Below are 26323 nucleotides of genomic sequence, written 5' to 3'. Positions count from 1 at the left end.
GACGTATCAAGCACTCCAAGGGCTCAAGTGAACAGCCCTGGTCAGCTCCAGCTCAGGATTGGCCAGCCGTGTTGCTCGGCGTGCCCGCGCAGTACCGGGTCGGGGTTCACCACGATGGGGTGGTCCACCTTGAGCAGCAGCGGCAAGTCGTTGCGCGAGTCCGAGTAGAAACTGGCACCCTCAAGGTTCTCTTCTTCCTGATCCAGCCACTCCAGCAGGCGGGTGATCTTGCCTTCGCGGTAAGTCAGCACGCCCCGGGTCTTGCCGGTGTACACGCCGTTCACGACCTCAAGATCAATGGCGAGAAATTCGTCGATACCCAGCCGCGCCGCAATGGGTGCTACCAGGTGGGTGCCGGAGGCCGATATCACCAGCACCCGGTCGCCACGCTTGCGGTGTTCGGCGATCCGTTTGCAGGCTTCGCTGAAGATGATCGGCTCAATGATGTTCTCGACCCAAGGCTCCACCAGGTGCTGCAGTTCTTCCTGGGTACGCCCGGCAATGGGCTCCAGGCTGAACGCCATGTAGTCCTCCATGGCCAAGTGGCCACGGCCATATGCATCCATCAACTCACGGTCGCGGCGCAGAAAAGACTCACCATCGACCCAACCCAGGCGGGCCATTTCTTCACTCCACAGCGAGGCGCAGTCACCGTGGATCAAGGTTTCGTCCAGATCGAAAATCGCTAAAGCCATTTCACTCAAACTCCTGTGCAACCCTCAGGCAACTTCGCAGAGGGCGGTGGGATCGATGGACAAGGATACCCGTTGACCATTGGGATGCAGATCGGCAGACGAGCGATTCAGTACATCGACCAGTAACTCGACACCCCGGGCCTCGACCCGGTAACGGATCACGTTGCCCAGCAGACTATGACTGCGTACCTGGCCTTCCAGTTCGCCGTTCAGGCTCAGGACGATGGCTTCCGGGCGAATGGCCAGGCGACTGCTGATCGGTCGTTGCAGCAAGCGGCTGGCGCTGTCGGCATCGAGCAGGTTGTAGTTGCCGATAAAACCGGCGGCGAAGGCATCGGCGGGGGCGGTGTAGAGGGTTTCGGCATCGCCGCTCTGGACGATACGCCCCTGGTTCATCAGGAAAATGCGATCCGACAGGATCAGTGCTTCCTCCTGGTCATGGGTCACAAAGATGGTCGTCAGGCCCAACTCACGCTGGATATTTCGGATCTGTTCGCGCAGGTGCTTGCGGATCCGCGCATCCAGGGCCGACAGCGGCTCGTCGAGCAGCAGCAGGCGTGGCCGGGTCACCAGTGAGCGGGCCAGGGCCACACGCTGGCACTGGCCACCGGAAAGCTGGTGCGGATAGCGGCTGGCGAAGTCCTGCAGCTCGACCAGTTGCAGTACCTCAAGCACGCGGCTGCGGCTTTCTTCGGGGGCAACCTTCTGCATGCGCAGGCCAAAGGCGACGTTCTGTTCCACGGTCATGTTGGGGAACAGGGCATAGCTCTGAAAGACCATGCCGATCCCGCGTTTCTGCGGGCTCAGAGGCACCAGGTCCTGGCCGTCCAGAAGAATCTTGCCGCTGTCCACTGCCGTCAGCCCGGCGATGCAGCGCAGCAGGGTGGATTTGCCGCAGCCGGAAGGGCCGAGCAGGGTGACGAACTCACCGCGTTCGATGTGGCAGTTGATGTCATTGAACACCGGGTTGCCGGCATAACGTTTCTGCAGATTTTGCACACTGACGAAGCTCATATCACGACTTGTCCTTGTTCAGGCGGTTGGCTGCCCAGGTCAGCACCAGCACGAAGAGGAAATAGGAAATCACCAGGGCGCTGTTGAAATGGCCGCTGCTGTTACGCATGTTGTTGAGGTACACCTGCAGGGTTTCATAGCGCGTGCCGACCAACAGGTTGGCGAAGACGAACTCGCCAAACAGGAACGAGAACGACAAAAGCAGCGCGACCATCAGGCCCTTGCGCAGGTTGGGCAGTACCACCAGCAGCGCGGCCTGAAAGGTACTGGCACCGAGCAATTGGGCGGCGTCCATCAGGTCACGCAGGTTAATGGCTTGCAGGTTGTTGGTGATTGCCCGGTACATGAAGGGCAAGGCCACGGTGAAGTAGCAACCGATCAGGATCCATGGCGTACCGACCATCGCCAGCGGCCCCGAGCCATAGAGCTGCAGCAGGCCCACCGAGGACACCACCGGCGGTACCGCGAAGGGCAGCAGGATGAGGATATTCATCAGCGCGTCGAGCCGGGGGAAGTGGTAATGCACCACGAACAGCAACGGCAGAATCAGCAGTACCGAGAGAATCAACGCCCCCACGCATACCAGCAGCGATTGGCCGAATGCGGCAAGAAAGCGCGGGTCGCTCCACAAGGCCAGGTACCACTTGAGGGTCAGCCCACTGGGCAGAATGCTCGCTGACCAACTGGTGGCCAGGGAGTAGAGCAAGGTGCCGGCCAGGGGCAACAGCAACAGCAGAAACAGGGCGTAGACCACCAACCGATGATAGAGGTGGGTCGAAGCGGGTTCAGCGCGCGACATGGTAGCTCCTCTTCAGCAGCCATTGATGGACCAGGGTAACCAGCGTCATCAAGCCGACCAGGATCATGGCCAGGGCACTGGCCAGGTTCGGGTCCAGGGATATGTCGCCCGCGACCAGCGCGGCGATGCGGATCGGTAACACGTTGAAGTTGCCGGTGGTCAAGGCGTACACCGTGGCGTAAGCCCCCAGCGCGTTGGCCAGCAGGATCACGAAGGTGCCGAGCAGGGCCGGGGTCAGCACCGGCAGGCCGATGTGCCGCCAGTACTGCCAGGCGTTGGCACCGAGCAACTCGGCGGACTCACGCCAGTCTTCACGCAGGGCGTCAAATGCCGGGTAGAGCAGCAGCACACCCAGCGGGATCTGGAAGTAGGTGTAGAGGATGATCAACCCGCTTTTGGAGTACAGGTTGAAGTCTTCGATGATCCCGGCCTGCTTGAGCAGCATGGTCAGGGCACCGTTGAAACCGAGCAGGATGATGAAGGCGAAGGCCAGTGGCACCCCGGCGAAATTACTGGTCATGTTGGCGAAGGCGTTGACGAAGTCGCGCAGCCGCGAATCGACCCGGCGCAGCGAGTAGCTGCCGAGGATGGCGATCAGGATGCCGAACAGGCTCGACCAGAAACTGATCTCCAGGCTGTGCTGGATAGCCTGGCGGTAGAACTTCGAGTTGAACACCTTGCTGAAGTTGTCCAGGCCCCAGCCACTCTCGGCCTGAACACTGTGTATGGCGACCCAGGCCAGCGGGGCAATTTGAAAGACCAGGAAAAACACCGCAAAGGGCAGCAGGCAGAGCAGCGCCAGGTATTTACCGCGAGTGAGCGCGTTCACGTGAGTAGCTCCCGGCACACCGGCTTGTCATGGGCAATGCCCATCAGTTCGCAAATCGTGCCACACAACTCGGTCTGCAAGGGTTTGGCGGCAGGGTCGAGGCTGAAGGCATCGCCAAACACGAACAGCGGCACTTCGCGCTCTTCAGGCAGCAGGCCATTGTGCGAGTGGTCATTGTTCATGCCGTGATCAGAGGTGACGAGTACCTGATAGCCACTGTCGAGCCAGCCTTGCAGGTAGTCGGCCAGCAGGATGTCGGCGCCGCGTGCACTGTTACGGTACTGACGGCTGTCCAGCCCGTGGCGATGGCCGGCGTCGTCAATGTTCATCGGATGCACGAGCAGGAAGTTCGGTGCATGCCGGCGTCGCAGGTACTCGGCATCGGCAAACAGGTGCGAGTCCGGGTAGTGATCGACGTAATAAAACAGGCCGTGTTGAATCGGCAGTTTCGGCGAGTGCGTGTGGCGATCACGCAACGGGTCGAACGGTGAGCGGTTGTACAGTTCGCTGACCCAGTGGTAGGCCGCTGCCGCCGTGCTCAGGCCTGCTTCGTGGGCGTAATGAAAGATGCTGCGCTGTGTGGACAGGCGCGTGACGTTGTTGTGAACGATACCGCTGTCGATGGGGGCTACGCCGGTAAGGATGCACTCATACAGCGGGCGGGACAGTGCCGGCAGCTCGCATTCGAGGCGGTACAGGGCTGCGCGGTCAGCTTCGACATAGGCATGCAGGTGGCCCATGGCGTGATGTGCGACCTGATAGTTGAGGCCATCAAGCAGGACCAGAATGACGTTGTGTTTCATGATTTCTCCGAAGTACGCGGGAGGGCTTCATCGCTGGCAAGCCAGCGCCCACATGAGCCTTGTGGGAACTGGTTTGCCGGCGATCGGGGCGCCACGGTTTCCCGGTTGCGCCCACAGCCTCACTCCATCTCGATGATCACTTGCTCCTGCCACATCTGCGGCAGTTTCTTCGAGGTGGCTTCCCAGGCCGCGGCATCCTTGATCGGCTGAGCGGCCTTGTACTGCTCATTGGGCAGCAGCTTGGCCTGTACATCGGCGGGCAGTTTCAGGTGCTCGGCACGAATCGGCCGGGCGTTGCCGCGGGCGAGGTTGGTTTGCCCGGCATCGCTGAAAATGTATTCGCGGGTCAGTTTGGCGGCGTTGGGGTTCTTGGCGTACTTGTTGATGATGGTGGTGTAGCCCGAGATCACCGAGCCATCTGCCGGGATCAAGACCTCAAAGCGCTTCGGATCGATCTGCTCGCGGTAGCTCAGGCCGTTGAAGTCCCAGACCACACCCACTTCCACTTCACCCTTCTCCAGGGTCTGGATGGTGGGGTTGGCCAGCGACAGACGCTTCTGCTGCGCCAGCTTGGTGAACAGTTGCAGGCCCGGCTCGAGATTCTTCTCGTCACCCTTGTAAGCGATGGCGGCAGCCAGTACACCGTTGGCCGCCTGGGCGGCGGTGCCGACATCACCGATGGCGACCTTGTACTTGCCCTTTTCCAGGTCATGCCAGGTTTTTGGCATGTCGGCTTCCTTCACCAACTGCTTGTTGATGATGAAGGCGATGGTGCCGGTATAGGCCAGCGCCCAATGGCCATCCTTGTCCTTGGCCCACGCAGGCACTTGATCCCAGGTGCTGGGCTTGTAGGGTTGGGTCACGCCCTTGGCTGCGGCAATCGGGCCGAAGGCGGCGCCAACGTCGCCGATATCAGCGCTGGCGTTGTCTTTCTCTGCCTCGAACTTGGCCACCTCCTGAGCCGAACTCATGTCGGTGTCCATATGCTTGAGGCCATACTTGCTGGCCAGGTCTTCCCAGGTTCCTTTCCAGTTGGCCCAGGCGTCGGGCATGCCGACGCTGTTGACCGCGCCCTCTTTACGGGCAGCGTCCTCCAGGGCTTTCAAGTCGGTACCGGCGGCCATCGCCGAGGTGCACAGGGCAATGGTAGAACCTAACAGTGACGCCAGGAAAAGCTGTTTCATCCGAAGCTCCTTATTGGGTGCCTTGCAAAACGCATGGGGTGTTGCACGTTGTTGCGATTCGGTTGGTCTAGGTCAGCAATACCTGAGCCAAGGTAGGCCGGGTGCATGACATTTTGATGTCGATGCGGGTTGTTCCGGCATGGCAGTTGGCTCTGAAAATACAGCGTAGACCAGATTCAAGTGCTTGATCCGCAACGCCTGAAGGCCCTGATCGAGAGGGTTTTGATGACCGTTGAGCGGTAATGTCATCTGGCGTTCATCTGCATTGCCTAGTCTTGAAGTATTCCCGAGCGCCCCTTTCTGTGCGATTTACTGCTCAGTATTGGCGCTGGACTAGTCCAGATAGGTAACCTTTGATGCGTCCACTGCCACCACGCGCAGTAACAGCCATATGCCAGGCGTTGCAGGAACAGATCGAGCACGGCCTGCTGGCCGCCGGTTGCAAGTTGCCGGCCGAGCGCAAGCTCAGCGAAGTGTTCGACACGACGCGTATTACCCTGCGTGAAGCGCTGGTGCAGCTTGAAGCCCTTGGGGTGATCTACCGTGAGGAGCGTCGTGGCTGGTTCGTTGCACCCGAGCGATTGACCTATGACCTGATCGAGCGTAGCCACTTTCACGCCATGGTGCGTGCCCAAGGACGGGTGCCGGCTACCGAGTTGTTGTCGGCACGTCTGCAACCTGCGCCCGCCGCGATTTGTGCGCGCTTGCAACTGTCGCCGCTGTCCAGCGTGATTCAGATCTGTCGGTTACGGCGTATCGACGGGCGTGCGGTGCTGTATGCCGAGCACTACCTGAACCCTGAGTACTTTCCGGATATCCTCAGCTTCGACCTGGGCCAGTCATTGACTGAGTTGTACGCCGAGCACTACGGGATCCAGTACGGCCGGGTGTGTTTTGAAATTCTGCCTACGGCATTGCCCGTCGCCGCGGGTATGGCCCTGAAAGTATCGTCGGGCAGCCCCGGGCTGCAGATCACTCGGGTCAACAGCGATCAGCACGGGCGCTTGATCGACTGCGACCTGGAGTATTGGCGGCATGATGCGATTCGCATTCGAGCCGATGCCGGTTAAGCGTTGTTGCCCTGGGCACCGCCACCGGCGGTGATCACCTGCACCGACAGGCGCGGAGTGGCCAGGTCCAGGCCGGCTTCATCAAGCTCGCGCTTGAGCGCCAGGTTGAACGCCCGTGAAACCTCCCACTGTTTGATCGGTGCGGTCTTGAACCGCGCCCGCAGGATGGCCGAGCCAGACTCGAAGCTCTCCACGCCTTGCAACTCCAGCGGTGACCAGATACTGCGGCGTTGCAGCGGGTCGTTGCGCAGCTTCTGGCCAACATCGCGAACCAGGCTGATGGCCTGATCGATGTTCATGCTGTGGGGAATGGCGATGCGGAAGATCGCGTAACCAAACTCCCGCGAGTAGTTCTTGATGCTTTTGATCTCGCTGAACGGGATGGTATGGACGATACCGTCGATATCACGCAGGCGTACGGTACGGATAGTCAGGCCTTCGACAGTTCCCAGGTGGCCGCCGACATCGACATAGTCGTCAATGGCCAGGGAGTCCTCGATGATGATGAACAGGCCGGTGATCAAATCGGCCACCAGCGACTGCGCGCCGAAACCGATCGCCAGGCCGATCACCCCTGCACCCGCCAGCAGCGGCGTGACGTTCATGCCCATGTTGGCCAGGGCGACGATCACCGCAATGATGAAAATGGCCACGAACAGCACGTTGCGGATCAGCGGCATCATGGTTTGTGCACGGGCATTGGCCGCGCCTTTGCGTGAGCGCGTCAGGGCATGGTGCACGGCGGTATCGCTGAGTATCCACACCAGCCATGCGGCGAGCAGCGTGCCGCCCAGGCCAAGCAGGCGCATGGCGGCGTCATGGCCGTCGCCCTCGGCGAAACCGATCAGCGAGAAGCCCCAGACCCGAAGCCCCAACTCGATGAACAGCAGCCAGATCGTCAGGTGTACCAAGGTGTAGCCAAAACTTTTGAGCCGCTCGTAGTAGAGCGGTTGGCGGCGGTTGCTCCGGTGCGGTTTTGCAGCATGGCGACGGACCAGGCCGTTGATCACCATGCACAGCACCAGCAGTACGGCGCACATCAGCGACTGACGCAGTGCGGTGCTGGTGTCGCCTGCGGAAACAAAGGTGGCAAACAATGAGATGGCCACCAGCACCAACGCCGGCAGGTACCAGAAACTGCCGAGAATCTCGATGGTGTCGCTCAGGGCGCGCCGGGTCAGGCGACGCGACAGCGGTTGGTTGCGGATCAGGTGAGCGATAGGGCGCCGGAAACGCAGGATGAACAGCCCGCTGGAAAGGGCCGCCAGCACATTCGCCAGCGTTGCCAGGCTATGCGCCAGGTGGGTGCCCAGCGCAGTGGCCAGGCGCGGATCGTTCATCGCCTCACCGAACGCGGCAAAACTGCCGATCAGCCACAGCGGGCGGAACGCGCGGCGCCGTAAAATGTGCAGCGCATGATGGCGGTGCGGGCCGTCGAGCAAGGAAAAGGCAATCACGCAAATGGCCGAGAAACAGGTACCGACCACCAGCGCATAGGCCAGCACCATGGCCATTGACTTGCCCAGTGACGAGGGCAGGGCAAAACTCAGGTACAGGGTGATGATCAGCGCCACCAGCCAAGGGCCAAGCTTACGCAAGGCGAAGCGCACCATGTCCCAGGTTTTGGGGTGATGGGGGAGTTCCTCGGTCAGGCCGAAGCGCAGCCGCACCCGATGCCCGACCCAGATAAAACCGTAAGCCAACAGGCTCCAGAGGGCGATGACCGCGGCAAAGCCGAACAGTATGGCGGGCAACTCTTTCACCGGCACCATCAGGGCGGCCAGTTCCTCCTGAGCCTGGTCCAGCTCCTGCGACCACCGCGTGAAGGGGCTGGCGTCACCACTGAACTGCTTCTCGAGGCTGGCCACGGTGTTGCCAATCACCCCCAGTACGCCTTGCTCTACCGACGGCTGCGCCTGTTTGGTGCTGTCGCGCAGCTTCTTCAGGTCGGCCAGCAAACTGGCACGTTGCTGATCGTTTTCCAGGCGCTTGATGACCTCGTCCAGGGACTGGCTCAGCGGCTCGGTGGCCTCGGGCTGGGCTTTGCTACTGCCGAGCAAACCCGGCAAACCTGCCGCCTGTACCAGGCTGACGGGCGCCAGCAGTATCAGAAACAGCGCGAAAAAACGGAAAAAGGCAGGCACTGGCAAATCGACCTCAGGCAATCAATCGCCCGAGTGTAGTGTATTTGTCAGTTCAGTTTCTCAAGGATCTTCCAGGCCATGATGCCAATCATGCCCAAGGTTCCGATCCACATCATCAGCACCCCGATATTGCGCTCACGCATGTTGAAGCCGACGGTCAACAGGATCAGGCCGGCGATCACCGGGAGGAACATCATCTGGAACTCTGACATGCGCAAGAACCTTCTCAAAGCGTGGAAATTCATGGGGCAAGCATAGGCCGGAATCGCTGGGCTGGGGTTGATGGAGGTCAGCGTGGGCACGGCCCGTGCTGATTCTAACAGCAGAGAAATTTCCTACATCGATATCAGACCGCGTCTGATACAGCGCCCAAGGCTTCCTGCCGACTGGTTAAAAGCGTCATGAGCGATTGATGAATCGCCCTGGCACGGACATGTAGCAACAGCTGCGTGTCGTTAACCTTTGAAAGGATGTCGCGAATGATAAATATCAAGAAAGTGTTGTTGGGTTCTTTGGTGGTGTTGGGGGGCTCGGTGGGTGGGGCTCAAGCGGGAAACCTAGCGACTGTCATTGTTGAAAATCAAACTAATGAGAAAGCAATCTATACATATGAGCATCTTTTTGGAAGTGCGCAGCCTGCGCCATCCGATATAGTGGCTGGAGATGCCGTTAAATTTAGTTTGACTAGCGGGAGTGATATCGCTTCCGGTATGCGCTTTACTTACAGCTCTGGGTCGAAGAAATGTCGATTCTCAGCGTCTCATGCGGGTACCCCAAGTATGGGTGGGTATATACCAAGCTGGAAAAAAGACGCACAGTCCATAGGTTCCAGTCGTGCAACTTGCACCGCAACACTGGTTGGGATGGACTCCAGTCTGCCCTTCAATTACACGGTGAGGTTCACAATCAAGTAGCGGTAAGGTGAGGCGCTGTAATCAGCGCCTCGTCGCGTTCGTTTACTCAGGATGCCAACATGAGAATCAACATTAACCCTCCGTCAGCTTTGCCCGTACGATTAGCACCACCGCAACCGTCTACGGCGTCATCGCCTATGACAGATACCCAAGAGAACGTCAGTATTTCCCAAGAAGCGATAGCGCTGAATCTTCAGGAAAAAAGCGATATTGCGGATGCTAAGGAGCTAGAAAGCCAAACTAGGGAGAAATACGAGCGTATCTATGGTCGCTACAATTTTGGAGACAAACTGTGGGCGCAAATCAGAGAGCAAGGCAGGGACACGCCGGTCATACCTGAGTCTCCCAATGATTACTCGGATGAGCAACTGACCCAGATAAAAAAGTCGTTTGAATTTTTACTGATTATCAATGAACAGCGAAAAATTACGGACAATCCATTTTCAGGTTTGTCACGCTCAGAGCTTGTCGCCATTGTTGAAGATGAAACCGGACGATACACCGACGTAGAGCGTTATACAGCGGTGTATGCAAAAAGTGCACTGGACTTTAGCTACTTTAGCGCAGCCATGAATTTTGGTAACGATGGGCGTCCCTTGTCTCGCGCCTACATCGATTTTCTAGACAACCTCAGCCCTGCAGAGCGCTTACGATACCCCGCAGGTGATCGTGAAATGAGCGAGCGCCTTCTCGCCCAGGAAGAACAACGCCTCGGCAAACTTCCTGTCGAATTTTCCATCTGGGAGCTTATGGCACAGGAGGAGCGACGCCTGGACAAGGAAATACCAACAGCGGGTTGATGCGTTTCAGTGGTTGACACCGTATGCGTCGGCCGGGATTGCGGTAGTTCGTAGCTGCCGACTGCGTAATGGTATTCGCTAGGTTAGGGAGAACAACATGAAGATAGGCACCGTTCCATCATCGGCAACTATTGTTAGAGCACCACCAAAACCAGCACCCACAGAAGACCTTTCAACCTCAAATACGAAGGAGAGTGTAAGCCTCTCGGCAGAAGGGTTGAAGTTGAGCGCCAGCATGGCGCAGGTCGATGGCCAGAATGATCAAGCCAGAGATAAATACGAAAGAGTTTACGGTGCCCATGGCCTTGGTAAAACAGCTTGGTTGCGGGTGAGGATGTATGGCGCAGAGGCTTTCAAACAGTCAGAGGTATCGGTAGAGAGCTCGCCTGAGCAACTGTCTCGAAAGCAGAGGTCTTTTGATTTTCTGCTGTCCATTCATGAGGGAAAGGGTAAGCCGGCTAACCCGTTTGCAGGGCTGTCCCGTCCGGAGCTTGCGGCGATCGTGGAGGACGAAAGCGGTGAGTATACGGATGAAGAGCGTTATGTGGCGCTTCACGCAAAAAGTGACTTGGACTTCGAGTGTTTTAAGGTAGTAGCCAGCTTTATTTCCTCTGGCGGTGATGCGCGCCCTGCCTATCGCAGCTACATAGAGTTACTGGATAGCCTCAGCCCTGTAGAGCGTTTTCGATATCCGGCGGGTGATCGCGAGATCGCTGAACGCCTGCTTGCCAAGGAAGAACAACGCCTCGGCAAACTCCCTGCCGAGTTCTCCATTTGGGAACTGATGGCAGAGGGTTGATGCATTTCAGTGGTTGGCCCGGCAAAAGGCAGCATCGCAGACAAGCCTTGCTACCACAGAAAATGCAGTGTTCTGCGCAGATCCCTGTGGAGTAGGCTTGCCTACGATGGGATCAACGGCCTGTCAGCCAGTGCGCGATAGGCGCATCGCTGGCAAAGCTTGATCCCACACGGCCCGGTTCAAATACCCAGCAAGGCCTGCTTCTGCAGGCCGGGTGTTACGGCAGGTCGCGGCTGCGGTAGAACGCCGTCAGTACTTTCACCAGATGCGCCAGGTCATGGCTGCCGCACAGCTCGCGAATGGAGTGCATGGCAAAGGTCGGCAGGCCGATGTCGACGGTACGCACGCCCAGGTGGCTGGCGGTGATCGGGCCGATGGTCGAGCCGCAACCCATGTCGCTGCGTACCACGAAGCTCTGCACCGGCACTTCCTCGGCCATGCACAAATGGCGGAAGAAACCCGCGGTTTCGCTGTTGGTGGCGTAACGCTGGTTGTTGTTGACCTTGATCACCGGGCCGGCGTTGAGCTTGGGGCCGTGGTTGCCGTCATGCTTGTCGGCGTAGTTCGGATGAACGCCGTGGGCGTTGTCGGCCGAGACCAGCAGCGAGCGCTGAATGGTCCGGACGAAATCATCGCCGTCAGGCAGCAGGCGGCGCAGGGTTTGTTCCAGCATCGGGCCATCGGCACCACAGGCCGAGGAAGAGCCGACTTCCTCGTGGTCATTGCACACCAGCACACAGGTTTCGTCACTGTCGGCGGCGAGCAGGGCTTGCAGGCCGGCGTAGCAGGACAGCAGGTTGTCCAGCCGCGCCCCGGCGATAAAGTCGCCGTTCAGGCCAACCAGCGCGGCGGTCTGGGTGTCGTAGAAGCTCAGTTCGTAGTCCAGCACCACGTCGGCGTTCAGGCCGTGCTCACGCGCCAGTTGATCGGTGAGCAGAGCGCGGAAGTCTACGCGCTCGTCGCCGGCCACCTGGGCCAAAATAGGCGGTAGCTCGGTCTGGGCGTTGATTGCCCAGCCCTCATTGGCGGCGCGGTTGAGGTGGATCGCCAGGTTTGGGATCACCGCAATCGGCAGCTTGAAGTCGATCAGTTGGCTTTCAACCTTGCCGTCACGGCGGAAGGTTACCCGCCCGGCCAGGGACAGGTCGCGGTCGAACCACGGCGCCAGCAGCGCGCCGCCGTAAACTTCCACGCCCAATTGCAAGAAGCCCTGGCGTTGCAGTTCCGGCTGTGGCTTGACCCGCAGGCACGGGCTGTCGGTATGGGCGCCGACCAGACGGATACCGTCGATCAAGGGCGAGTGTCGACCGAGCTTGAACGCGATGATCGAGGAGTCGTTTCGGGTCAGGTAGTAGCGGCCGCCAGCGGTGGTGGCCCAACTGTCGCGCTCGTCAAGGCGCTGGAAACCCGCCGCTTCAAGGCGTAAAGCAAGGCCGGTGGTGGCATGGAACGGCGTGGGGGAGGCCTTCAGAAAATCGATCAGGCCTTGATTCAGAGCATCGCGCATAAGTCACTCCAGACAGCAGTGGCGCGAGTTTAACGTATTGCTTGGGGATTGGGGCGGCCCGAATCGCCAGTAAGGTCGGCTCCAGCAAGGGTGCTGGAGCCGGCCTTGCCAGCGATAGAGGCGATGCAATCGATCAGAACGGCGCCGGGCACTCGAAGCGCAACCGCTCGCCGGTCACCGGATGGGTAAAACTCAACATGCTCGCATGCAGGCACAGCCGTTCATGGGCCGCCAATGCTTCGGGGTTGGCGTACAGGCGATCGCCCAGCAGCGGATGGCCGATGGAGAGCATGTGCACGCGCAACTGATGCGAACGGCCGGTAATCGGCGTCAGCTCAACCCGGCAATGGTCACCGCAACGCTCGACGATACGCCAGAAGGTCAGTGCATGTTTGCCCTGTTCATGGTCCACCACATGGCGTGGCTTGGTTGGCGGGTCGTAGCGCAGGGGCAGGTCGATACTGCCGCTGTCCAGCTCCGGTTGCCCCCAGCACAGTGCGGTGTAGGCCTTCTCGGTTTCCCGGTCATGGAACTGTCGGGACAGCTCGCGGTGGCTGTCGGCATCACGTGCCAGCAGGATGATCCCGGAGGTTTCCCAGTCCAGGCGATGGACGATACGGGCTTCCGGGTAGCCGTTTTCCTGCAGGCGGGTAATCAGGCAGTCGCGGTTGTCCTCGGCGCGGCCCGGGACGGACAGCAGCAGGGTCGGTTTATTGACCACCAGGACAGCGGCATCCTGGTGCAGGATGTGGACGTTGGACAGCGGCATTGCGTGCTCTCTGTAAACACCAACGGCGACCGTCGAGCCCTCGCACTGCGAAGGCCCGGCGGCCGCCGTGGTGGCTTGCCCGGCTGCCTGTTAGCGGTCGGGCAGGGTGATGTTGAGTTCCAGGATCGAGCAGCTGCCCTGGTTTTCCAGAGCGACCTGCACATCATCGTTGCCGATGTTGACGTACTTGCGGATCACCTCCACCAGCTCCTTCTGCAAGGCTGGCAGGTAGTCCGGGGTACTGCGCTGACCGCGCTCGTGCGCCACGATGATCTGTAGACGCTCTTTCGCAACCGAGGCGGTACTTACTTTTTTGCTGGCACGAAAGAAGTCAAAAAGGTTCATTGATTAGTTGCCTCCAAACAGGCGCTCGAAGAATCCCTTCTTCTGTACATCGAGGAAACGATGCTCCACGGTTTTGCCCAGCAAGCGGTCAACGGTATCGCTGTACGCCTGGCCAGCGTCGCTCTGGTCATCGAGGATGACGGGAACGCCCTGGTTGGATGCCTTGAGCACCGCCTGGGATTCAGGGATAACGCCCAGCAGCGCCACGGCGAGAATTTCCTTCACGTCTTCGACGCCGAGCATTTCGCCCTTGCTCACGCGCTCTGGATGGTAGCGGGTGATCAGCAGGTGTTCCTTGATCGGGTCTTCGCCGTTTTCGGCGCGGCGCGACTTGCTCGCCAACAGGCCGAGCATACGGTCGGAGTCACGTACCGAGGAGACTTCCGGGTTGGTCACGACGATCGCTTCATCCGCGAAGTACATGGCCAGGTGGGCACCTTTCTCGATACCGGCCGGCGAGTCGCAGACCACGTAGTCGAACGAGTCCTTGAGTTCCATCAGGACTTTTTCGACGCCTTCCTGGGTCAGCGCGTCCTTGTCACGGGTCTGGCTGGCAGCCAGTACGTACAGGTTTTCAAGGCGCTTGTCTTTGATCAGGGCTTGTTGCAGGTTGGCTTCGCCGTTCACGACGTTGACGAAGTCATACACCACGCGGCGCTCACAGCCCATGATCAGGTCAAGATTACGCAGGCCGACGTCGAAGTCGACGATGACTGTCTTGTGGCCACGCAGAGCGAGGCCGGTACCGATAGCGGCGCTGGTGGTGGTCTTACCCACACCACCCTTGCCGGATGTAACCACGAGAATCTTGGCCAAGGTGTATCACCCCTAAAGAAAAAGGACGTTCAGTCCCAAAAAATACAAAACGGCAACGTCGAAAAAAGTTGCGCGGAAAATGGCGGCAGTATCCGTTAAAGACGGGTGATGTTCAACACGTCGCCGGACAGGCTGACCTGTACCCCGGCCCCCCACAGCGGATCGCGGCGCAGGTCTTCGGAGACCTTGTATTGCCCGGCGATCGAGACCAGTTCAGCGGTCATTTGCTGGCAGAAAATCCGTGCCTTGGTGTTCCCCTTGATCCCTGCCAGGGCGCGTCCCCGCATTGCCCCGTACACATGGATATTACCGTCGGCAAGAAGTTCCGCCCCCGGACTGACCGATGAAATCACCACCAGGTCGCCGCCCTGAGCATAGATCTGTTGGCCGCCGCGTACAGGCGAAGTGATGATTTTGGTCGGTTTTACCGCAGGTTCTGCCGGTGGTTCGGGCTTTTTCTTCTCGACCACCGGCTCTGGCAGCTCCACGGGCCGTTCACGGGCACCGGAAGGCGGCAGCACGGGCAGGTCGATGGCTATTGCGGCAGCAATGTCCTCGATACGGCTGGCGCGAATCGCCAGGGTGCGCAAACCGTGCTGACGGCAGACGCGCATCAGCCCCGGCAGGTCCACGGCGCCCTCACTGGCGGGCAACTTGTCCAGGGCCAGTACCAGCGGCGTATTGCTGAAGAAATTGGGGGCCTGGGCAACCTTGGCGGCCAATTGCCGATCCAGGCCCTCAAGGTTGTTTTGCGCAAGCTCAAGCACAGTAATGGCGAGCATGCTGCCCTTGAGCTGGAACACGGGTTCTTGGTCGGGCGTCTGAGTTTGGCTCATGGTCTGCATCGGGCGACTTGTTACGAAAAAGTGCCCAGACTTATAACGAGATCGTTCGTTAGCCGCAACCCGCACCGAACCGTTGTAGAATGCGCGGCCTTTGTCTTTCCGGAATCTTGAATGGATCGCCCGCGCTTTCGTCCGTATTTTTTGCACCCGCGCTTCTGGCCGTTGTGGCTGGGCCTGGGCCTGCTCTGGCTGATCGTACAGTTGCCTTACCGGGTATTGCTGGCTATCGGCCGTGGCCTCGGGCTGGCCATGTACCGCGTCGCTGGCGAGCGTCGGCGTATTGCCGCACGCAATCTCGAGTTGTGTTTCCCCGAGCTGTCGTCCGACGAGCGGACTCGCCTGCTCAAAGAAAATTTCGCCTCCACCGGTATCGCATTCTTCGAGATGGCCATGAGCTGGTGGTGGCCAAAAGCCCGCCTGGCACGCCTGGCGCACATCGAAGGGCTGGAACACCTGCAGGCCGCGCAGCGTGATGGCCAGGGCGCCATCCTGATGGCGTTGCATTTCACCACGCTGGAGATCGGTGCGGCCTTGCTTGGCCAGAAACACACCATCGACGGCATGTACCGCGAACACAAGAACCCGCTGTTCGACTTTGTTCAGCGCCAGGGGCGCGAGCGGCACAACCTCGACTCGCTGGCGGTGGAGCGTGAAGACGTGCGCGGCATGCTCAAACTGCTGCGTGCCGGCCGGGCGATCTGGTACGCGCCAGACCAGGACTACGGCGCCAAGCAGAGCCTGTTTGTGCCGCTGTTCGGCATTGAGGCTGCGACCGTGACGGCAACCACCAAGTTCGCCCGCCTGGGCAAGGCCAGGGTGATCCCCTTTACCCAGCAGCGCCTGGCCGATGGCAGCGGCTACCGGTTAGTGATCCATCCGCCGCTGGCCGACTTCCCCGGTGAGACCGAAGAAGCCGATTGCCTGCGCATCAACCAGTGGGTCGAGGCCTCGGTCCGTGAATGCCCTGAGCAGTACCTCTGGGCGCATCGACGCTTCAAATCGCGGCCACCAGGGGCGCCGAAGCTTTACGAAAAACGGCGTTAGTCCATATACGGACTTTCCAGCGAGTTCTCAGGGAGCAACAGCATGGCAGCAGCAGAACCGGTCACCGGTCTGATCCTTTCCGGCGGCGGTGCCCGTGCCGCTTATCAAGTCGGGGTGTTGGCCGGGATTGCCGATCTGTTGCCAGCGGGTGCCGCCAATCCCTTCCCGGTGATTGTCGGTACCTCGGCCGGCGCCATCAATGCCGTCACCCTGGCCAGCGGCGCCATGCAGTTTTCCGAGACGATTCACCGGCTCACCGAGCTTTGGCAAGGCTTTCGCAGCAGTCAGGTGCTGCGCAGTGATTGGCCAGGCGTGGTGCGCCAGGCCGCGCGCTTTGTCTTTCACAGCCTGTTGGGGCTGGGTAGGCCAGTACCGGTTGCGTTGCTCGACAGCTCCCCGTTGCGCGGTCTGCTCAATACGCATTTGAACCTGAATGGCATTACCACGGCGATCGAGCAAAAACACCTGCACGCCGTGGCGGTGACCGCCTTCGGTTACGAGTCGGGGCAGGCCGTGACCTTCTATCAGGGGCGTGGTGCTATCGACCCTTGGTTGCGCCACCGACGCATCGGCATGCCCACGCGCTTGACCATCGAGCACCTGCTGGCCAGCTCGGCGATCCCCTTGCTTTTTGCGCCGGTCATGCTGGGCCAGGAGTTCTATGGTGATGGTGCGGTGCGCCAGTCGGCGCCGATCAGCCCGGCGCTGCACCTGGGCGCGAACCGGGTACTGGTGGTCGGGGTCAGTGGTAACCCCCAGCAGCCATCGGTACCTCACCCGCATCAGCGCAGCTTCAGAGGCCAGCACCCGAGCTTGGCGCAAATTGGCGGGCACATGCTCAACAGTACCTTCATTGACAGCCTGGAAGACGACCTGGAGTTACTGCAGCGGCTTAACCACCTGAGCCACCTGTTGCCGTCCGAGCGACGCCCCAAGCACTTGGGGTTGACGCCAGTGGAAGTGCTGGTGGTCGCGCCCAGCCAGCCGCTGGATGAAATCGCAGCCCGTCACCGGCGCGAGTTGCCAGCAGCATTGCGCCTGTTCCTGCGTGGGCCGGGGGCGACCAGGACCAGCGGCGCCGGAGTGCTCAGCTACCTGCTGTTCGAGGCCAGCTACTGCAGTGAGCTGATTGAACTGGGGCGGCGCGATGCCCTGGCCAAGCGTTCGCAGCTCAGCCGGTTTCTCGGGCTCTGATCACTCATTGATCTGCAGTTGCCGTGCTGCCGTGTAGACGTAGCGCACTTTCTCATATTCGAATGGCGAGTTCGTCTGGCCATAGCGGAAGCTGGTGGTGTAGCGCTTGTCGACCGCGCGTAGCACGACCAGTTCCGGGTGATTGCTGCTGACCTCGGCAACGTTGAGGAAGTTGATCTGCGTCTCGCCGCTATAGTCCACCACCAGTCCGCCGGTATCACGCAGGTTGGACGGCCCGAGGATCGGTAGCATCAGGTAGGGGCCTTCGGGCACACCATAGAAGCCCAGTGTCTGGCCGAAGTCTTCGCTTTGGTGCGGAAGGCCCATTTTGGTGGCCGGATCCCACAACCCTGCGACCCCAATCGTGGTGTTCAGCAACAGGCGCGCGGTGACCTCCATCGAGCGCTTGCCCTTGAGTTGCAACAGGCTGTTGAACAGGTTAGGTACATCGCCCAGGTTGCTGAAGAAGTTGCTTACGCCGCTACGTACGAAGCCTGGCGTAATCGCCTGATAGCCATTGACCACAGGCAGGAACACCCACTGATCGAAGCGGTAGTTGAAGTGGTATACCCGGCGGTTCCAGGATTCCCATGGGTCGTAGACGTTCAGGGCGGTGAGCGTCGAACGCTCAAATTCGCGCTGGTCCAGGCCCGGGTTGAACTTCAGGGTCTTGAGCGGCTGGGTAAAACCATCCGCGTCCGCCGTACGCGTCTGGTTCGAAGGGCCGTCGGCCTGGGCCAGGCCGGCGGTGAACAGCGCCGATAGGAATAGAAGTTTTTTAACCACGGAAAAACTCCAGCATGGCGTCGCTGTTGACGCGGTAATTGATGTTGCCGCAATGGCCTCCATGTGGGTAAAGCGTCAGGCGGTCACCAAAGGTGCTACGCAGAAAACCGATATCGCCGGGGCCTAGGATCACGTCGTCGGCGTTGTGCATCACGGCGATTTTCGAGCTGCCCTTGAGGTAGTCCTTCAAGGCATACAGGCTGACCTGATCGATCAGTTGCAGCAGGCTGCCGCCGTCGGTACGGGCACGCCACATCGGGATAACCTGCTCAGTCAGGTAGCAATCGAAGTCGCACTGCAGTGCGCGCTTGAAGAAGGGCGTCAGGCTACTGCCTTCGGTGATCGGGTACTTGGGCGGGGTGATCAGGCCGCGGCGGTTGATCAAGTCCGAAGTGAAGGCAATATCGGCCGCGGAAAAGCGGAACGAGGTACCAATCACCATGGCCATCTGCTCGTTGGACAAATGCTGGCGCGACTGCTGGAAGTCGTAAAGCAAGGCATCGTTGAGGTCAATGTAGCCCTTTTGCTGGAAGTAACGGGTCAGCTTGCCCAGCACCAGCTCGTAGAACGTGGTGCTGTTGTTGATGCCCTTGACCTGCGTCTGCACCAACTTGTCGAGGTTACTGACGGAGGTATAGAGGTTCACGGGTGGGTTGAGCAGCAGTACGCGCTTGAAGTTGAAGCTGCGTCGGGTTTCATCCAGATGGCTGACAAACGCAGCATCCAGGGCGCCGAGACTGTAGCCGGTGAGGTAGAAGTCGGTAATGGGCAAATGTGAGTGCTGAGCCCTTACTGCTTGCATCACCCGGTACATGTCTTCGGCGTCGTCCTTGGAAACCCCGGGGGTGGCGAAGCGCGAAGCCGAGGTCATGAAGTCGAAACTCGTGGGCGACGACAACTGCACTACATGGTAACCGGCCTTGTAGTAGAGCTTCTTCAGGTACTCGTTGAGGCTGCTGTTGTAAGGCGCACCGGTGCCGGCAATGAGGAAAATCAGCGGTGCGGGGTGGTCCTGACGTGCCATTCGATAGCGCAGTTTTTTCACGGGCCAAAAATTGTCGGGCAGGCTGAACGCCCGCTCAGGCCTGAGGTTCAGGCTGTAATCGGACTGACGGATATCCTCATCACTGGGCAGCTCCGGGCGCAGCTCGGGCGGGGTCGAGGCGATAGTCGCTTCAAAGGGATTGGTCAGTGGGTAACCGTAGCTGGCGGCATCAATATCGGCCGCCAAGGCGCACGCACTCAGCAGGAGGCCACCCAACAAGGTGGCAAGGTGCAGTGATCGAAGCATGACGAGTCCCCAGAAAATACAAGCGAAATGCGCAGGTTAGGACAACCCTGAGGCTGGCAAAGTTGCCAAGCGGTGTTGCATTCATCGCAGCCGATAGTGCCGTTGCGGTATCTGTTGCTGCAACAACAGGTTTGATTGGTCATAGGGGTAAAGTAGCCCAGGCTGGCGCTTTCGCCTTGCATAGACCGTTTGGACGATTATGCTGGGTGCCGATTTTCAGGATTTTGGAGTTGCGCATGCCCCGCTTGTTACCGTTTGTCGCTTTGCTGGTTTTGCTGTCGTTGTGGCTGGCCGCGAGCTACGGGGTGCGTTACGTGTTGATGGAAGACCCACAGTGGGTTGGCCTGTGCCTGGAGCAGGCGACGACCTGGTCGTGTCAGGTGCGTTCGACGTTGGGTTTGATGATCCACTGGCGTGTACTGGCCTGGACGGCGTTGGGCCTGGCACTGCTGGCGATGCTGATCCCGGGGCGTGCCGGCTGGCGTATGGCGGTGTTGGCATTACTGTTCGGGATTCCGGCCTTGGTCTTGTACACCGCCAGTATGGCCGTGTTTGCCGTGGTGCTGGCGGCGTTGCGCCTGGTTAGGCAGGCGCCGCGTACCCCCTGAGACCGTGTTGAGCCTATCGCAGGCAAGCCTGCTGTAGGAGCCGGTCTTGCCCGCGATGCAGACGCCACGAACTCACGGACACCCCACCGACGCCATCGCAGGCAAGCCAGCTCCAACAGCGCCCGCACAGTCTGTAGGAGCCGGGCTTGCCCGCGATGCAAACGCCGCGAACTCACTGCCCCCCCACCGACGCCATCGCAGGCAAACCTGCTCCAACAGAGCCCGCGCAAGCTGTAGGAGCGGGTCTTGCCCGCGATGCAAACGCCGCGCACTCACAGGCACCCCACCGACGCCATCGCAGGCAAGCCAGCTCCAACAGCGCCCGCGTAACCTGTAGGAGCCGGGCTTGCCCGCGATACAAACGCCGCGAACTCACGGACACCCCACCGACGCCATCGCAGGCAAACCTGCTCCAACAGAGCCCGCACAGTCTGTAGGAGCCGGGCTTGCCCGCGATGCAGCCACCGCGTACTCACTGACACCCCACCGACGCCATCGCAGGCAAGCCAGCTCCAACAGCGCCCGCGCAACCTGTAGGAGCCGGGCTTGCCCGCGATGCAAACGCCGCGCACTCACAGGCACCCCACCGACGCCATCGCAGGCAAGCCAGCTCCAACAGCGCCCGCGTAACCTGTAGGAGCCGGGCTTGCCCGCGATGCAGCCACCGCGTACTCACTGACACCCCACTGACGCCATCGCAGGCAAGCCAGCTCCAACAGAGCCCGCGCAAGCTGTAGGAGCGGGTCTTGCCCGCGATACAAACGCCGCGTACTTGCTGACACCCCACCGACGCCATCGCAGGCAAGCCAGCTCCAACAGAGCCCGCGTAACCTGTAGGAGCGGGTCTTGCCCGCGATACAAACGCCGCGAACTCACGGACACCCCACCGACGCCATCGCAGGCAAGCCAGCTCCAACAGCGCCCGCGCAACCTGTAGGAGCCGGGCTTGCCCGCGATGCAGACGCCGCGCACTCACGGGCACCGCGCCGACGCCATCGCAGGCAAGCCAGCTCCAACAGAGCCCGCGCCAGCTGTGGTAGCGTCTGTACGTTACTGACGCACCCTCAAACTCCGCCACAATCCCACCACCATCACCACACTGACCGCCGCCCAGATCCACGCTTGCTGGTTGCCCAGGCCCTCACGGAACAGTTGCGGCGCGATACCGGCCCCGATGATAAACGTCAGCACGCCGACCTCCGCCCGTGGCGCACGTACCGGCCGCAGGGCATAGACCAGTGCCGGCAACACCAATGCCGCGCTTGGAAAGCTGCGGTAACGCGGGTCAAACACCAGCGCCAGCATGCTTACCGCTGCCGCAAAGCCTGCCGCTACCAGCCACCATCCCGCCCGGGCCTCCAGCCAGTTGAAGGCGCGATCACGCCAGCCTTCACGTGTCGCCAGTGCCAAGGCCGCATGGGCCAGCACCAGCAGGTTCAGGCCGACCAACAGGCCCGCCCACAACCACTCACCGGCAAACCGGCTGTTGATTCGCGCAAGCTCACCCCACAGCCCGATGCTGGCGGCACCCGTTGCTGCCAGCAACGGCAGCAGCAAGGCCGAGCGGGTGCCGCGCACGGGGCCGGCAAGCCACAGCGTGATCAGGAACAGTACGCCACCGAAGCCCAGCCACTGCGGCCAGAGCGGCAGGTTCGACACCGGCCCTTCAAGCACGCCCTTGTCCTGACGGTCTGCGTCATACAGCCCCCAGTAACCGCCGACGGCACCTTCGCTGGCGCGTTTCCACGGCTGGTCAAAGGCTTCGATCAGGTTGTAATGCCAGCCCTGCTGCTCGGCCATGGCCACGAAACCACGAATGAAGCGTGCCTCGTTGACCCGGCTGGGCAGGGCGGTTTCGCGCTGGCGACCTTCGCTGGGCCAGCCGGTTTCACCAATCAGGATATCCTTGGGCGCGAAGCGGTTGCCGAACACCTGGCGGATCTCGCCGACATGGGCGAGGGCGTCGTCGATTCGCTTCGGATCGTCCTCCCAGTAGGGCAGCAGGTGGATGGTCAGAAAGTCCACCTCCGGGGCAATCTCAGGATGTTTCAACCAGAACTCCCAGACATCGGCATAGGTCACCGGCACGCTGACCTGGCTTTTCACCCGGGCAATCAGGCCGGCCAGTTGCGGGCCGGTCACTTCCTTGCGCAGCAGCGCCTCATTACCGACGATCACCGCACGAACGACGTCCTTGTTGGCATTGGCCGAGGCAATCAGTGCCTGGATTTCCTTCTCGGTGTCTACCGGGTTGCTGTTGATCCAGGCACCCAGCATTACCTTCAGGCCGTGCTTGCGTGCCAGTTCAGGGATCGCCTCGAGGCCGGTCATTGAGTAGGTGCGAATGCACTCGAAACGCTTGGCCAGCAATGCCAGGTCGGCATCCATGCGCGCCGGGCGCAGTTGGAAAGGCTGGTCGAACGGGGATTGGTCTTTATCGAACGGCGTATAGGACGCGCATTGGAGTTTGTGCGTGGCACTGGCCGCATCGGGCAGTACCACCGGTTTCCCCAGCCCGTACCAAAGCCCGGCAAGGGCGAACAGGCCGAGCAGGCAGGCGAACAGGTAAGGCAGCACGGGGAAGCGGGCGGTGGAGGACATTAATCGACGCCGTCTGGTAACAAAGCCGCCAATAGTACCCGCAAACGCCGCCCACTAAAGCCTTGGCATGCAAAGTTCGGGCATAACCGGCAGCCGTTCGAACCACGCCCCGGCCTGCTGGCCTGATGATGTCGTTTCTCGGTGTCTTGAGGTCGCTGCCAGAGCAGGATCGCGGGACGTGTCGGTTGATGATGCCTTGCATCAGTACTCCGCTGATGCTTCGGCTGTCCTGGTAAGTGGGCGTGACGGGGGCGCCATGCACCAAAACAACGTGACGATGCTCGACCATCGTCGGGCGCTGCACTTTCCGTGAAGTAACGAGGGGAAGCTTTGATGAAAATGCGACGACTCCTGGGGGCGGCCTCCGCTCTGGTACTGGCAATGGGCGCCACGCAAGCGATGGCCAAGGAAGTGAGCATCGGCTACGTCGATGGCTGGTCGGACAGCGTCGCGACGACGTTTGTCGCGGCACAAGTGATCAAGGAAAAACTCGGCTACGACGTCAAGCTGATGCCCGTTGCGACCGGCATCATGTGGCAAGGCGTCGCCACCGGCAAACTGGACGCCATGCTCTCCGCCTGGCTGCCGGTCACCCACGGCGAGTACTGGAGCAAGAACAAAGACAACGTGGTCGATTACGGCCCTAACTTCAAGGACGCCAAGATCGGCCTGATCGTGCCGGAGTACGTCAAGGCTGTTTCGCTGGCCGATTTGAAGACGGACGACAGCTTCAAGAAAAAGATTGTAGGTATCGATGCCGGCTCCGGCGTGATGCTCAAGACCGATCAGGCGATCAAGGACTACGACCTGACCGGCTACAAGCTGCAAGCCAGTTCTGGTGCGGCGATGACGGCTGAGCTGGGGCGTGCCTATGCCAAGCAGCAGTCGATTGCGGTCACCGGCTGGGTACCGCACTGGATGTTCGCCAAGTGGAAACTGCGCTTCCTTGAAGACCCAAAAGGGGTGTACGGCGCTGCTGAAACCGTCAACAGCATTGGCAGCAAAGAGCTGGCGACCAAGGCGCCAGAAGTCGCCACGTTCCTGAAAAAGTTCTCCTGGCAGTCGAAAGACGAAATCGGCGAGGTCATGCTGGCGATTCAGGAGGGCGCCAAGCCTGAGGCCGCCGCCAAGGATTGGGTTGCCAAGCACCCTGAGCGCGTCGCGGAGTGGACCGCCAAGTAACGGCTTCAAGCCTTTTTTTCGGGGCTCCAGGGCTGCATGAATCGTTGCGATCATGCAGCCCTTTGCATTTTTGGCTGTTACAGAAACTGCAAAAGAGTTTTACATCTAAGACTAAGGTCGTCTGGAGTGCGTCCCAAGGCAGCATAAAGTAGCGGTGAGTTCTTTCTACTCTGTGCTGCGAGGACAAAAACAATGAACGACAGCATTTACCTCTCGATACAAAACAGCCCGCGGTTCAAGGAGCTGGTTTCGAAACGGGAGCGGTTCGCCATGATTCTATCGGCGATCATGCTTGGGCTTTACACTGGCTTCATCCTGCTTATCGCTTATGGTCCCCAGATTCTGGGTGCCAAGATCAGCCCTGAGAGTTCGATTACGTGGGGCATTCCTGTGGGTGTCGGCATTATTGTGGCGGCCTTCATTCTCACTGGGATCTACGTACGTCGCGCGAACGGTGAGTTCGACGACCTGAACAACGCGATTCTCAAGGAGGCTCAGCAATGATCCGGCGTTTACTGGCAACACTGGCCTTCGGCGTATTCGCGCCGGCCGTCTGGGCGGGAGAAGCCCTGACCGGTGAGGTCCACAAACAACCCCTGAACATCTCTGCCATTGTGATGTTCGTGGTTTTCGTTGGCGCTACCCTGTGCATTACCTACTGGGCATCCAAGCGCAACAACTCGGCAGCGGATTACTATGCTGCGGGTGGTCGTATCACGGGCTTCCAGAACGGTCTGGCAATCGCCGGTGACTACATGTCCGCGGCGTCCTTCCTGGGTATTTCCGCACTGGTGTACACCTCTGGCTACGATGGCCTGATCTACTCGATCGGCTTCCTGGTCGGCTGGCCAATCATTCTGTTCCTGATCGCCGAGCGGTTGCGTAACCTGGGCAAATACACCTTTGCCGACGTCGCTTCCTATCGCCTGAAGCAGAAGGAAATCCGCACCCTGTCGGCCTCCGGTTCGCTGGTGGTGGTAGCGTTCTACCTGATCGCTCAGATGGTGGGTGCAGGTAAACTGATCCAACTGCTGTTCGGCCTGGATTACCACGTTGCGGTGATCCTGGTGGGCATCCTGATGGCGCTGTACGTGTTGTTCGGCGGCATGCTGGCGACCACCTGGGTACAGATCATCAAGGCGGTACTGCTGCTGTCCGGTGCGAGCTTCATGGCACTGATGGTCATGAAACACGTCAACTTCGACTTCAACATGCTGTTCTCCGAGTCGATCAGCGTTCACCCTAAAGGTGAAGCGATCATGAGCCCGGGTGGCCTCGTGAAAGATCCGATCTCGGCGTTCTCGCTGGGCCTGGCACTGATGTTCGGTACCGCTGGCCTGCCGCACATCCTGATGCGCTTCTTCACTGTGAGCGACGCCAAGGAAGCGCGTAAGAGCGTGCTGTATGCGACGGGCTTCATCGGCTACTTCTACATCCTGACCTTCATCATCGGCTTCGGCGCGATCCTGCTGGTCAGCACCAACCCGGACTTCAAGGACGCGGCTGGCGCGCTGTTGGGCGGTAACAACATGGCAGCTATCCACCTGGCCAAAGCGGTGGGCGGCAGCATCTTCCTCGGCTTCATCTCGGCGGTGGCGTTCGCGACCATCCTGGCTGTGGTTGCAGGCCTGACCCTGGCCGGTGCCTCGGCAGTGTCCCACGACCTGTATGCCAGCGTGTTCCGTAAAGGCCGCGCCAACGAGAAGGACGAGATCCGCGTTTCGAAGATCACCACGATCGCTCTGGCGGTACTGGCAATCTTCCTGGGCATCCTGTTCGAGAAGCAGAACATCGCGTTCATGGTAGGCCTGGCGTTCTCCATCGCTGCCAGCTGCAACTTCCCGGTACTGCTGCTGTCGATGTACTGGAAGAAACTGACCACCCGTGGCGCCATGATCGGCGGCTGGTTGGGCCTGGTCAGCGCAGTAGGCCTGATGGTTCTCGGCCCAACCATTTGGGTACAGATCCTCGGTCACGAGAAAGCCATCTACCCGTACGAGTATCCAGCGCTGTTCTCGATGCTGATTGCCTTCGTCGGTATCTGGTTCTTCTCGATCACCGACAAGTCCAAAGCAGCTGATGAAGAACGTGCACTGTTCTACCCGCAGTTCGTTCGTTCGCAAACCGGCCTGGGCGCCAGCGGTGCGGTATCGCACTAAGACGCTGAGCGGTTAAGCCACAGAAAAATGCCAGTCAATTGACTGGCATTTTTTTTGGGGTTTTTGCGTCGCAGTTGCTGGTTTCAAGCCTCCAGCCCTGCGGTGCTTTCAGGTCACACCGTTCA

25 protein-coding genes are annotated in these 26323 nt (G+C 60.1%); 9 read left to right on the top strand and 16 right to left on the bottom strand.

Annotated features, from left to right (window positions below; genetic code table 11):
* Positions 1–41 precede the first annotated feature (41 nt).
* The 6 genes from AB7M23_RS00340 to AB7M23_RS00315 form a co-directional block, all read right to left on the bottom strand.
* Positions 42–695: an HAD family hydrolase gene (locus AB7M23_RS00340; protein WP_454240015.1), complete on the bottom strand. Its 654-nt coding sequence runs from the start codon at positions 693–695 to the stop codon at positions 42–44.
* A 24-nt stretch (positions 696–719) separates the two neighbouring features.
* Complete coding sequence (locus AB7M23_RS00335; protein WP_065760422.1) at positions 720–1709, bottom strand: ABC transporter ATP-binding protein; 990 nt, start codon at positions 1707–1709, stop codon at positions 720–722.
* A gap of 1 nt (position 1710) precedes the next feature.
* Positions 1711–2508 (bottom strand): ABC transporter permease, encoded by a 798-nt coding sequence (locus tag AB7M23_RS00330; protein ID WP_065760421.1) that lies wholly within the window; start codon positions 2506–2508, stop codon positions 1711–1713.
* Positions 2495–3337 carry an ABC transporter permease gene (locus AB7M23_RS00325; RefSeq protein WP_065760420.1) on the bottom strand — a complete coding sequence of 281 codons (843 nt, stop codon included), beginning with the start codon at positions 3335–3337 and terminating at the stop codon, positions 2495–2497. Before AB7M23_RS00325 ends, AB7M23_RS00330 begins: the two co-directional genes overlap by 14 nt.
* Positions 3334–4140, bottom strand: a complete 807-nt coding sequence (locus AB7M23_RS00320; RefSeq protein WP_065760419.1) for an alkaline phosphatase family protein — start codon at positions 4138–4140, stop codon at positions 3334–3336. The genes AB7M23_RS00325 and AB7M23_RS00320 overlap by 4 nt, the downstream gene beginning before the upstream one ends.
* Positions 4141–4259: 119 nt before the next feature.
* Positions 4260–5324, bottom strand: coding sequence for an ABC transporter substrate-binding protein (locus AB7M23_RS00315; RefSeq protein ID WP_065760418.1), 1065 nt, complete (start codon positions 5322–5324; stop codon positions 4260–4262).
* Positions 5325–5680: 356 nt separating this feature from the next.
* Here AB7M23_RS00315 and phnR point away from each other — a divergent pair, with 356 nt between their 5' ends.
* Positions 5681–6394 carry a phosphonate utilization transcriptional regulator PhnR gene (phnR, locus tag AB7M23_RS00310; protein WP_099775534.1) on the top strand — a complete coding sequence of 238 codons (714 nt, stop codon included), beginning with the start codon at positions 5681–5683 and terminating at the stop codon, positions 6392–6394.
* On the opposite strand, the gene AB7M23_RS00305 is transcribed toward phnR, so the two are convergent.
* The gene (locus AB7M23_RS00305; protein WP_454242134.1) at positions 6391–8544 is read right to left on the bottom strand and encodes a mechanosensitive ion channel family protein; all 2154 of its coding nucleotides are present in this window, start codon (positions 8542–8544) and stop codon (positions 6391–6393) included. The genes phnR and AB7M23_RS00305 overlap by 4 nt on opposite strands.
* Before the next feature lie 41 nt (positions 8545–8585).
* On the bottom strand, positions 8586–8750 hold the full coding sequence (locus AB7M23_RS00300; protein WP_167524074.1) for a hypothetical protein: 165 nt from the start codon (positions 8748–8750) through the stop codon (positions 8586–8588).
* 761 nt (positions 8751–9511) lie between these two features.
* Between AB7M23_RS00300 and AB7M23_RS00295 the strand changes: the two genes are divergently transcribed.
* Positions 9512–10252: a hypothetical protein gene (locus tag AB7M23_RS00295; protein ID WP_454240014.1), complete on the top strand. Its 741-nt coding sequence runs from the start codon at positions 9512–9514 to the stop codon at positions 10250–10252.
* A 97-nt stretch (positions 10253–10349) separates the two neighbouring features.
* Positions 10350–11051: a hypothetical protein gene (locus AB7M23_RS00290; protein ID WP_454240013.1), complete on the top strand. Its 702-nt coding sequence runs from the start codon at positions 10350–10352 to the stop codon at positions 11049–11051.
* Positions 11052–11268: 217 nt separating this feature from the next.
* On the opposite strand, the gene AB7M23_RS00285 is transcribed toward AB7M23_RS00290, so the two are convergent.
* From AB7M23_RS00285 to minC, 5 genes are all read right to left on the bottom strand, one after another.
* Positions 11269–12558, bottom strand: a complete 1290-nt coding sequence (locus AB7M23_RS00285) for a M18 family aminopeptidase (protein ID WP_065760414.1) — start codon at positions 12556–12558, stop codon at positions 11269–11271.
* Between the two features lie 133 nt (positions 12559–12691).
* On the bottom strand, positions 12692–13327 hold the full coding sequence (locus AB7M23_RS00280; RefSeq protein WP_065760413.1) for an RluA family pseudouridine synthase: 636 nt from the start codon (positions 13325–13327) through the stop codon (positions 12692–12694).
* A 90-nt stretch (positions 13328–13417) separates the two neighbouring features.
* A complete protein-coding gene (gene minE, locus AB7M23_RS00275; protein WP_065760412.1) occupies positions 13418–13672 on the bottom strand; it encodes a cell division topological specificity factor MinE in 255 nt (84 codons plus the stop codon).
* 3 nt (positions 13673–13675) lie between these two features.
* Positions 13676–14488, bottom strand: coding sequence for a septum site-determining protein MinD (minD, locus tag AB7M23_RS00270; RefSeq protein ID WP_065760411.1), 813 nt, complete (start codon positions 14486–14488; stop codon positions 13676–13678).
* 95 nt (positions 14489–14583) lie between these two features.
* Entirely contained in the window at positions 14584–15324 is a 741-nt protein-coding gene (minC, locus tag AB7M23_RS00265; protein ID WP_065760424.1) for a septum site-determining protein MinC, read from the bottom strand.
* Between the two features lie 120 nt (positions 15325–15444).
* Between minC and AB7M23_RS00260 the strand changes: the two genes are divergently transcribed.
* Together AB7M23_RS00260 and AB7M23_RS00255 are read left to right on the top strand one after the other, a co-directional pair.
* Positions 15445–16377 (top strand): lipid A biosynthesis lauroyl acyltransferase, encoded by a 933-nt coding sequence (locus tag AB7M23_RS00260; RefSeq protein ID WP_065760410.1) that lies wholly within the window; start codon positions 15445–15447, stop codon positions 16375–16377.
* Positions 16378–16419: 42 nt separating this feature from the next.
* Positions 16420–17571, top strand: coding sequence for a patatin-like phospholipase family protein (locus AB7M23_RS00255; protein WP_099775531.1), 1152 nt, complete (start codon positions 16420–16422; stop codon positions 17569–17571).
* Here AB7M23_RS00255 and AB7M23_RS00250 read toward each other — a convergent pair whose 3' ends face one another.
* Entirely contained in the window at positions 17572–18357 is a 786-nt protein-coding gene (locus AB7M23_RS00250; RefSeq protein ID WP_454240012.1) for an MlaA family lipoprotein, read from the bottom strand.
* Positions 18350–19648 carry a serine/threonine protein kinase gene (locus tag AB7M23_RS00245; RefSeq protein ID WP_099775529.1) on the bottom strand — a complete coding sequence of 433 codons (1299 nt, stop codon included), beginning with the start codon at positions 19646–19648 and terminating at the stop codon, positions 18350–18352. Before AB7M23_RS00245 ends, AB7M23_RS00250 begins: the two co-directional genes overlap by 8 nt.
* A gap of 236 nt (positions 19649–19884) precedes the next feature.
* Between AB7M23_RS00245 and AB7M23_RS00240 the strand changes: the two genes are divergently transcribed.
* The gene (locus tag AB7M23_RS00240) at positions 19885–20256 is read left to right on the top strand and encodes a hypothetical protein (protein WP_454240011.1); all 372 of its coding nucleotides are present in this window, start codon (positions 19885–19887) and stop codon (positions 20254–20256) included.
* 1050 nt (positions 20257–21306) lie between these two features.
* On the opposite strand, the gene AB7M23_RS00235 is transcribed toward AB7M23_RS00240, so the two are convergent.
* Positions 21307–22857 (bottom strand): glycoside hydrolase family 17 protein, encoded by a 1551-nt coding sequence (locus AB7M23_RS00235; protein ID WP_330523985.1) that lies wholly within the window; start codon positions 22855–22857, stop codon positions 21307–21309.
* A gap of 333 nt (positions 22858–23190) precedes the next feature.
* On the opposite strand from AB7M23_RS00235, the gene AB7M23_RS00230 reads away from it, so the two are divergent.
* The 3 genes from AB7M23_RS00230 to AB7M23_RS00220 all read left to right on the top strand — a co-directional run bounded on the left by AB7M23_RS00230 (position 23191) and on the right by AB7M23_RS00220 (position 26198).
* The gene (locus AB7M23_RS00230; protein ID WP_102053877.1) at positions 23191–24039 is read left to right on the top strand and encodes a glycine betaine ABC transporter substrate-binding protein; all 849 of its coding nucleotides are present in this window, start codon (positions 23191–23193) and stop codon (positions 24037–24039) included.
* Positions 24040–24231: 192 nt separating this feature from the next.
* Positions 24232–24543, top strand: a complete 312-nt coding sequence (locus AB7M23_RS00225) for a DUF485 domain-containing protein (RefSeq protein WP_454240010.1) — start codon at positions 24232–24234, stop codon at positions 24541–24543.
* Positions 24540–26198, top strand: coding sequence for a cation acetate symporter (locus AB7M23_RS00220; RefSeq protein ID WP_454240009.1), 1659 nt, complete (start codon positions 24540–24542; stop codon positions 26196–26198). Before AB7M23_RS00225 ends, AB7M23_RS00220 begins: the two co-directional genes overlap by 4 nt.
* The last annotated feature ends 125 nt before the right edge of the window (positions 26199–26323 follow it).

The sequence above is a fragment of the Pseudomonas sp. HLS-6 TE3448 genome, assembly GCF_053629555.1.
This window is presented reverse-complemented; position numbering and strand designations above follow the sequence as displayed.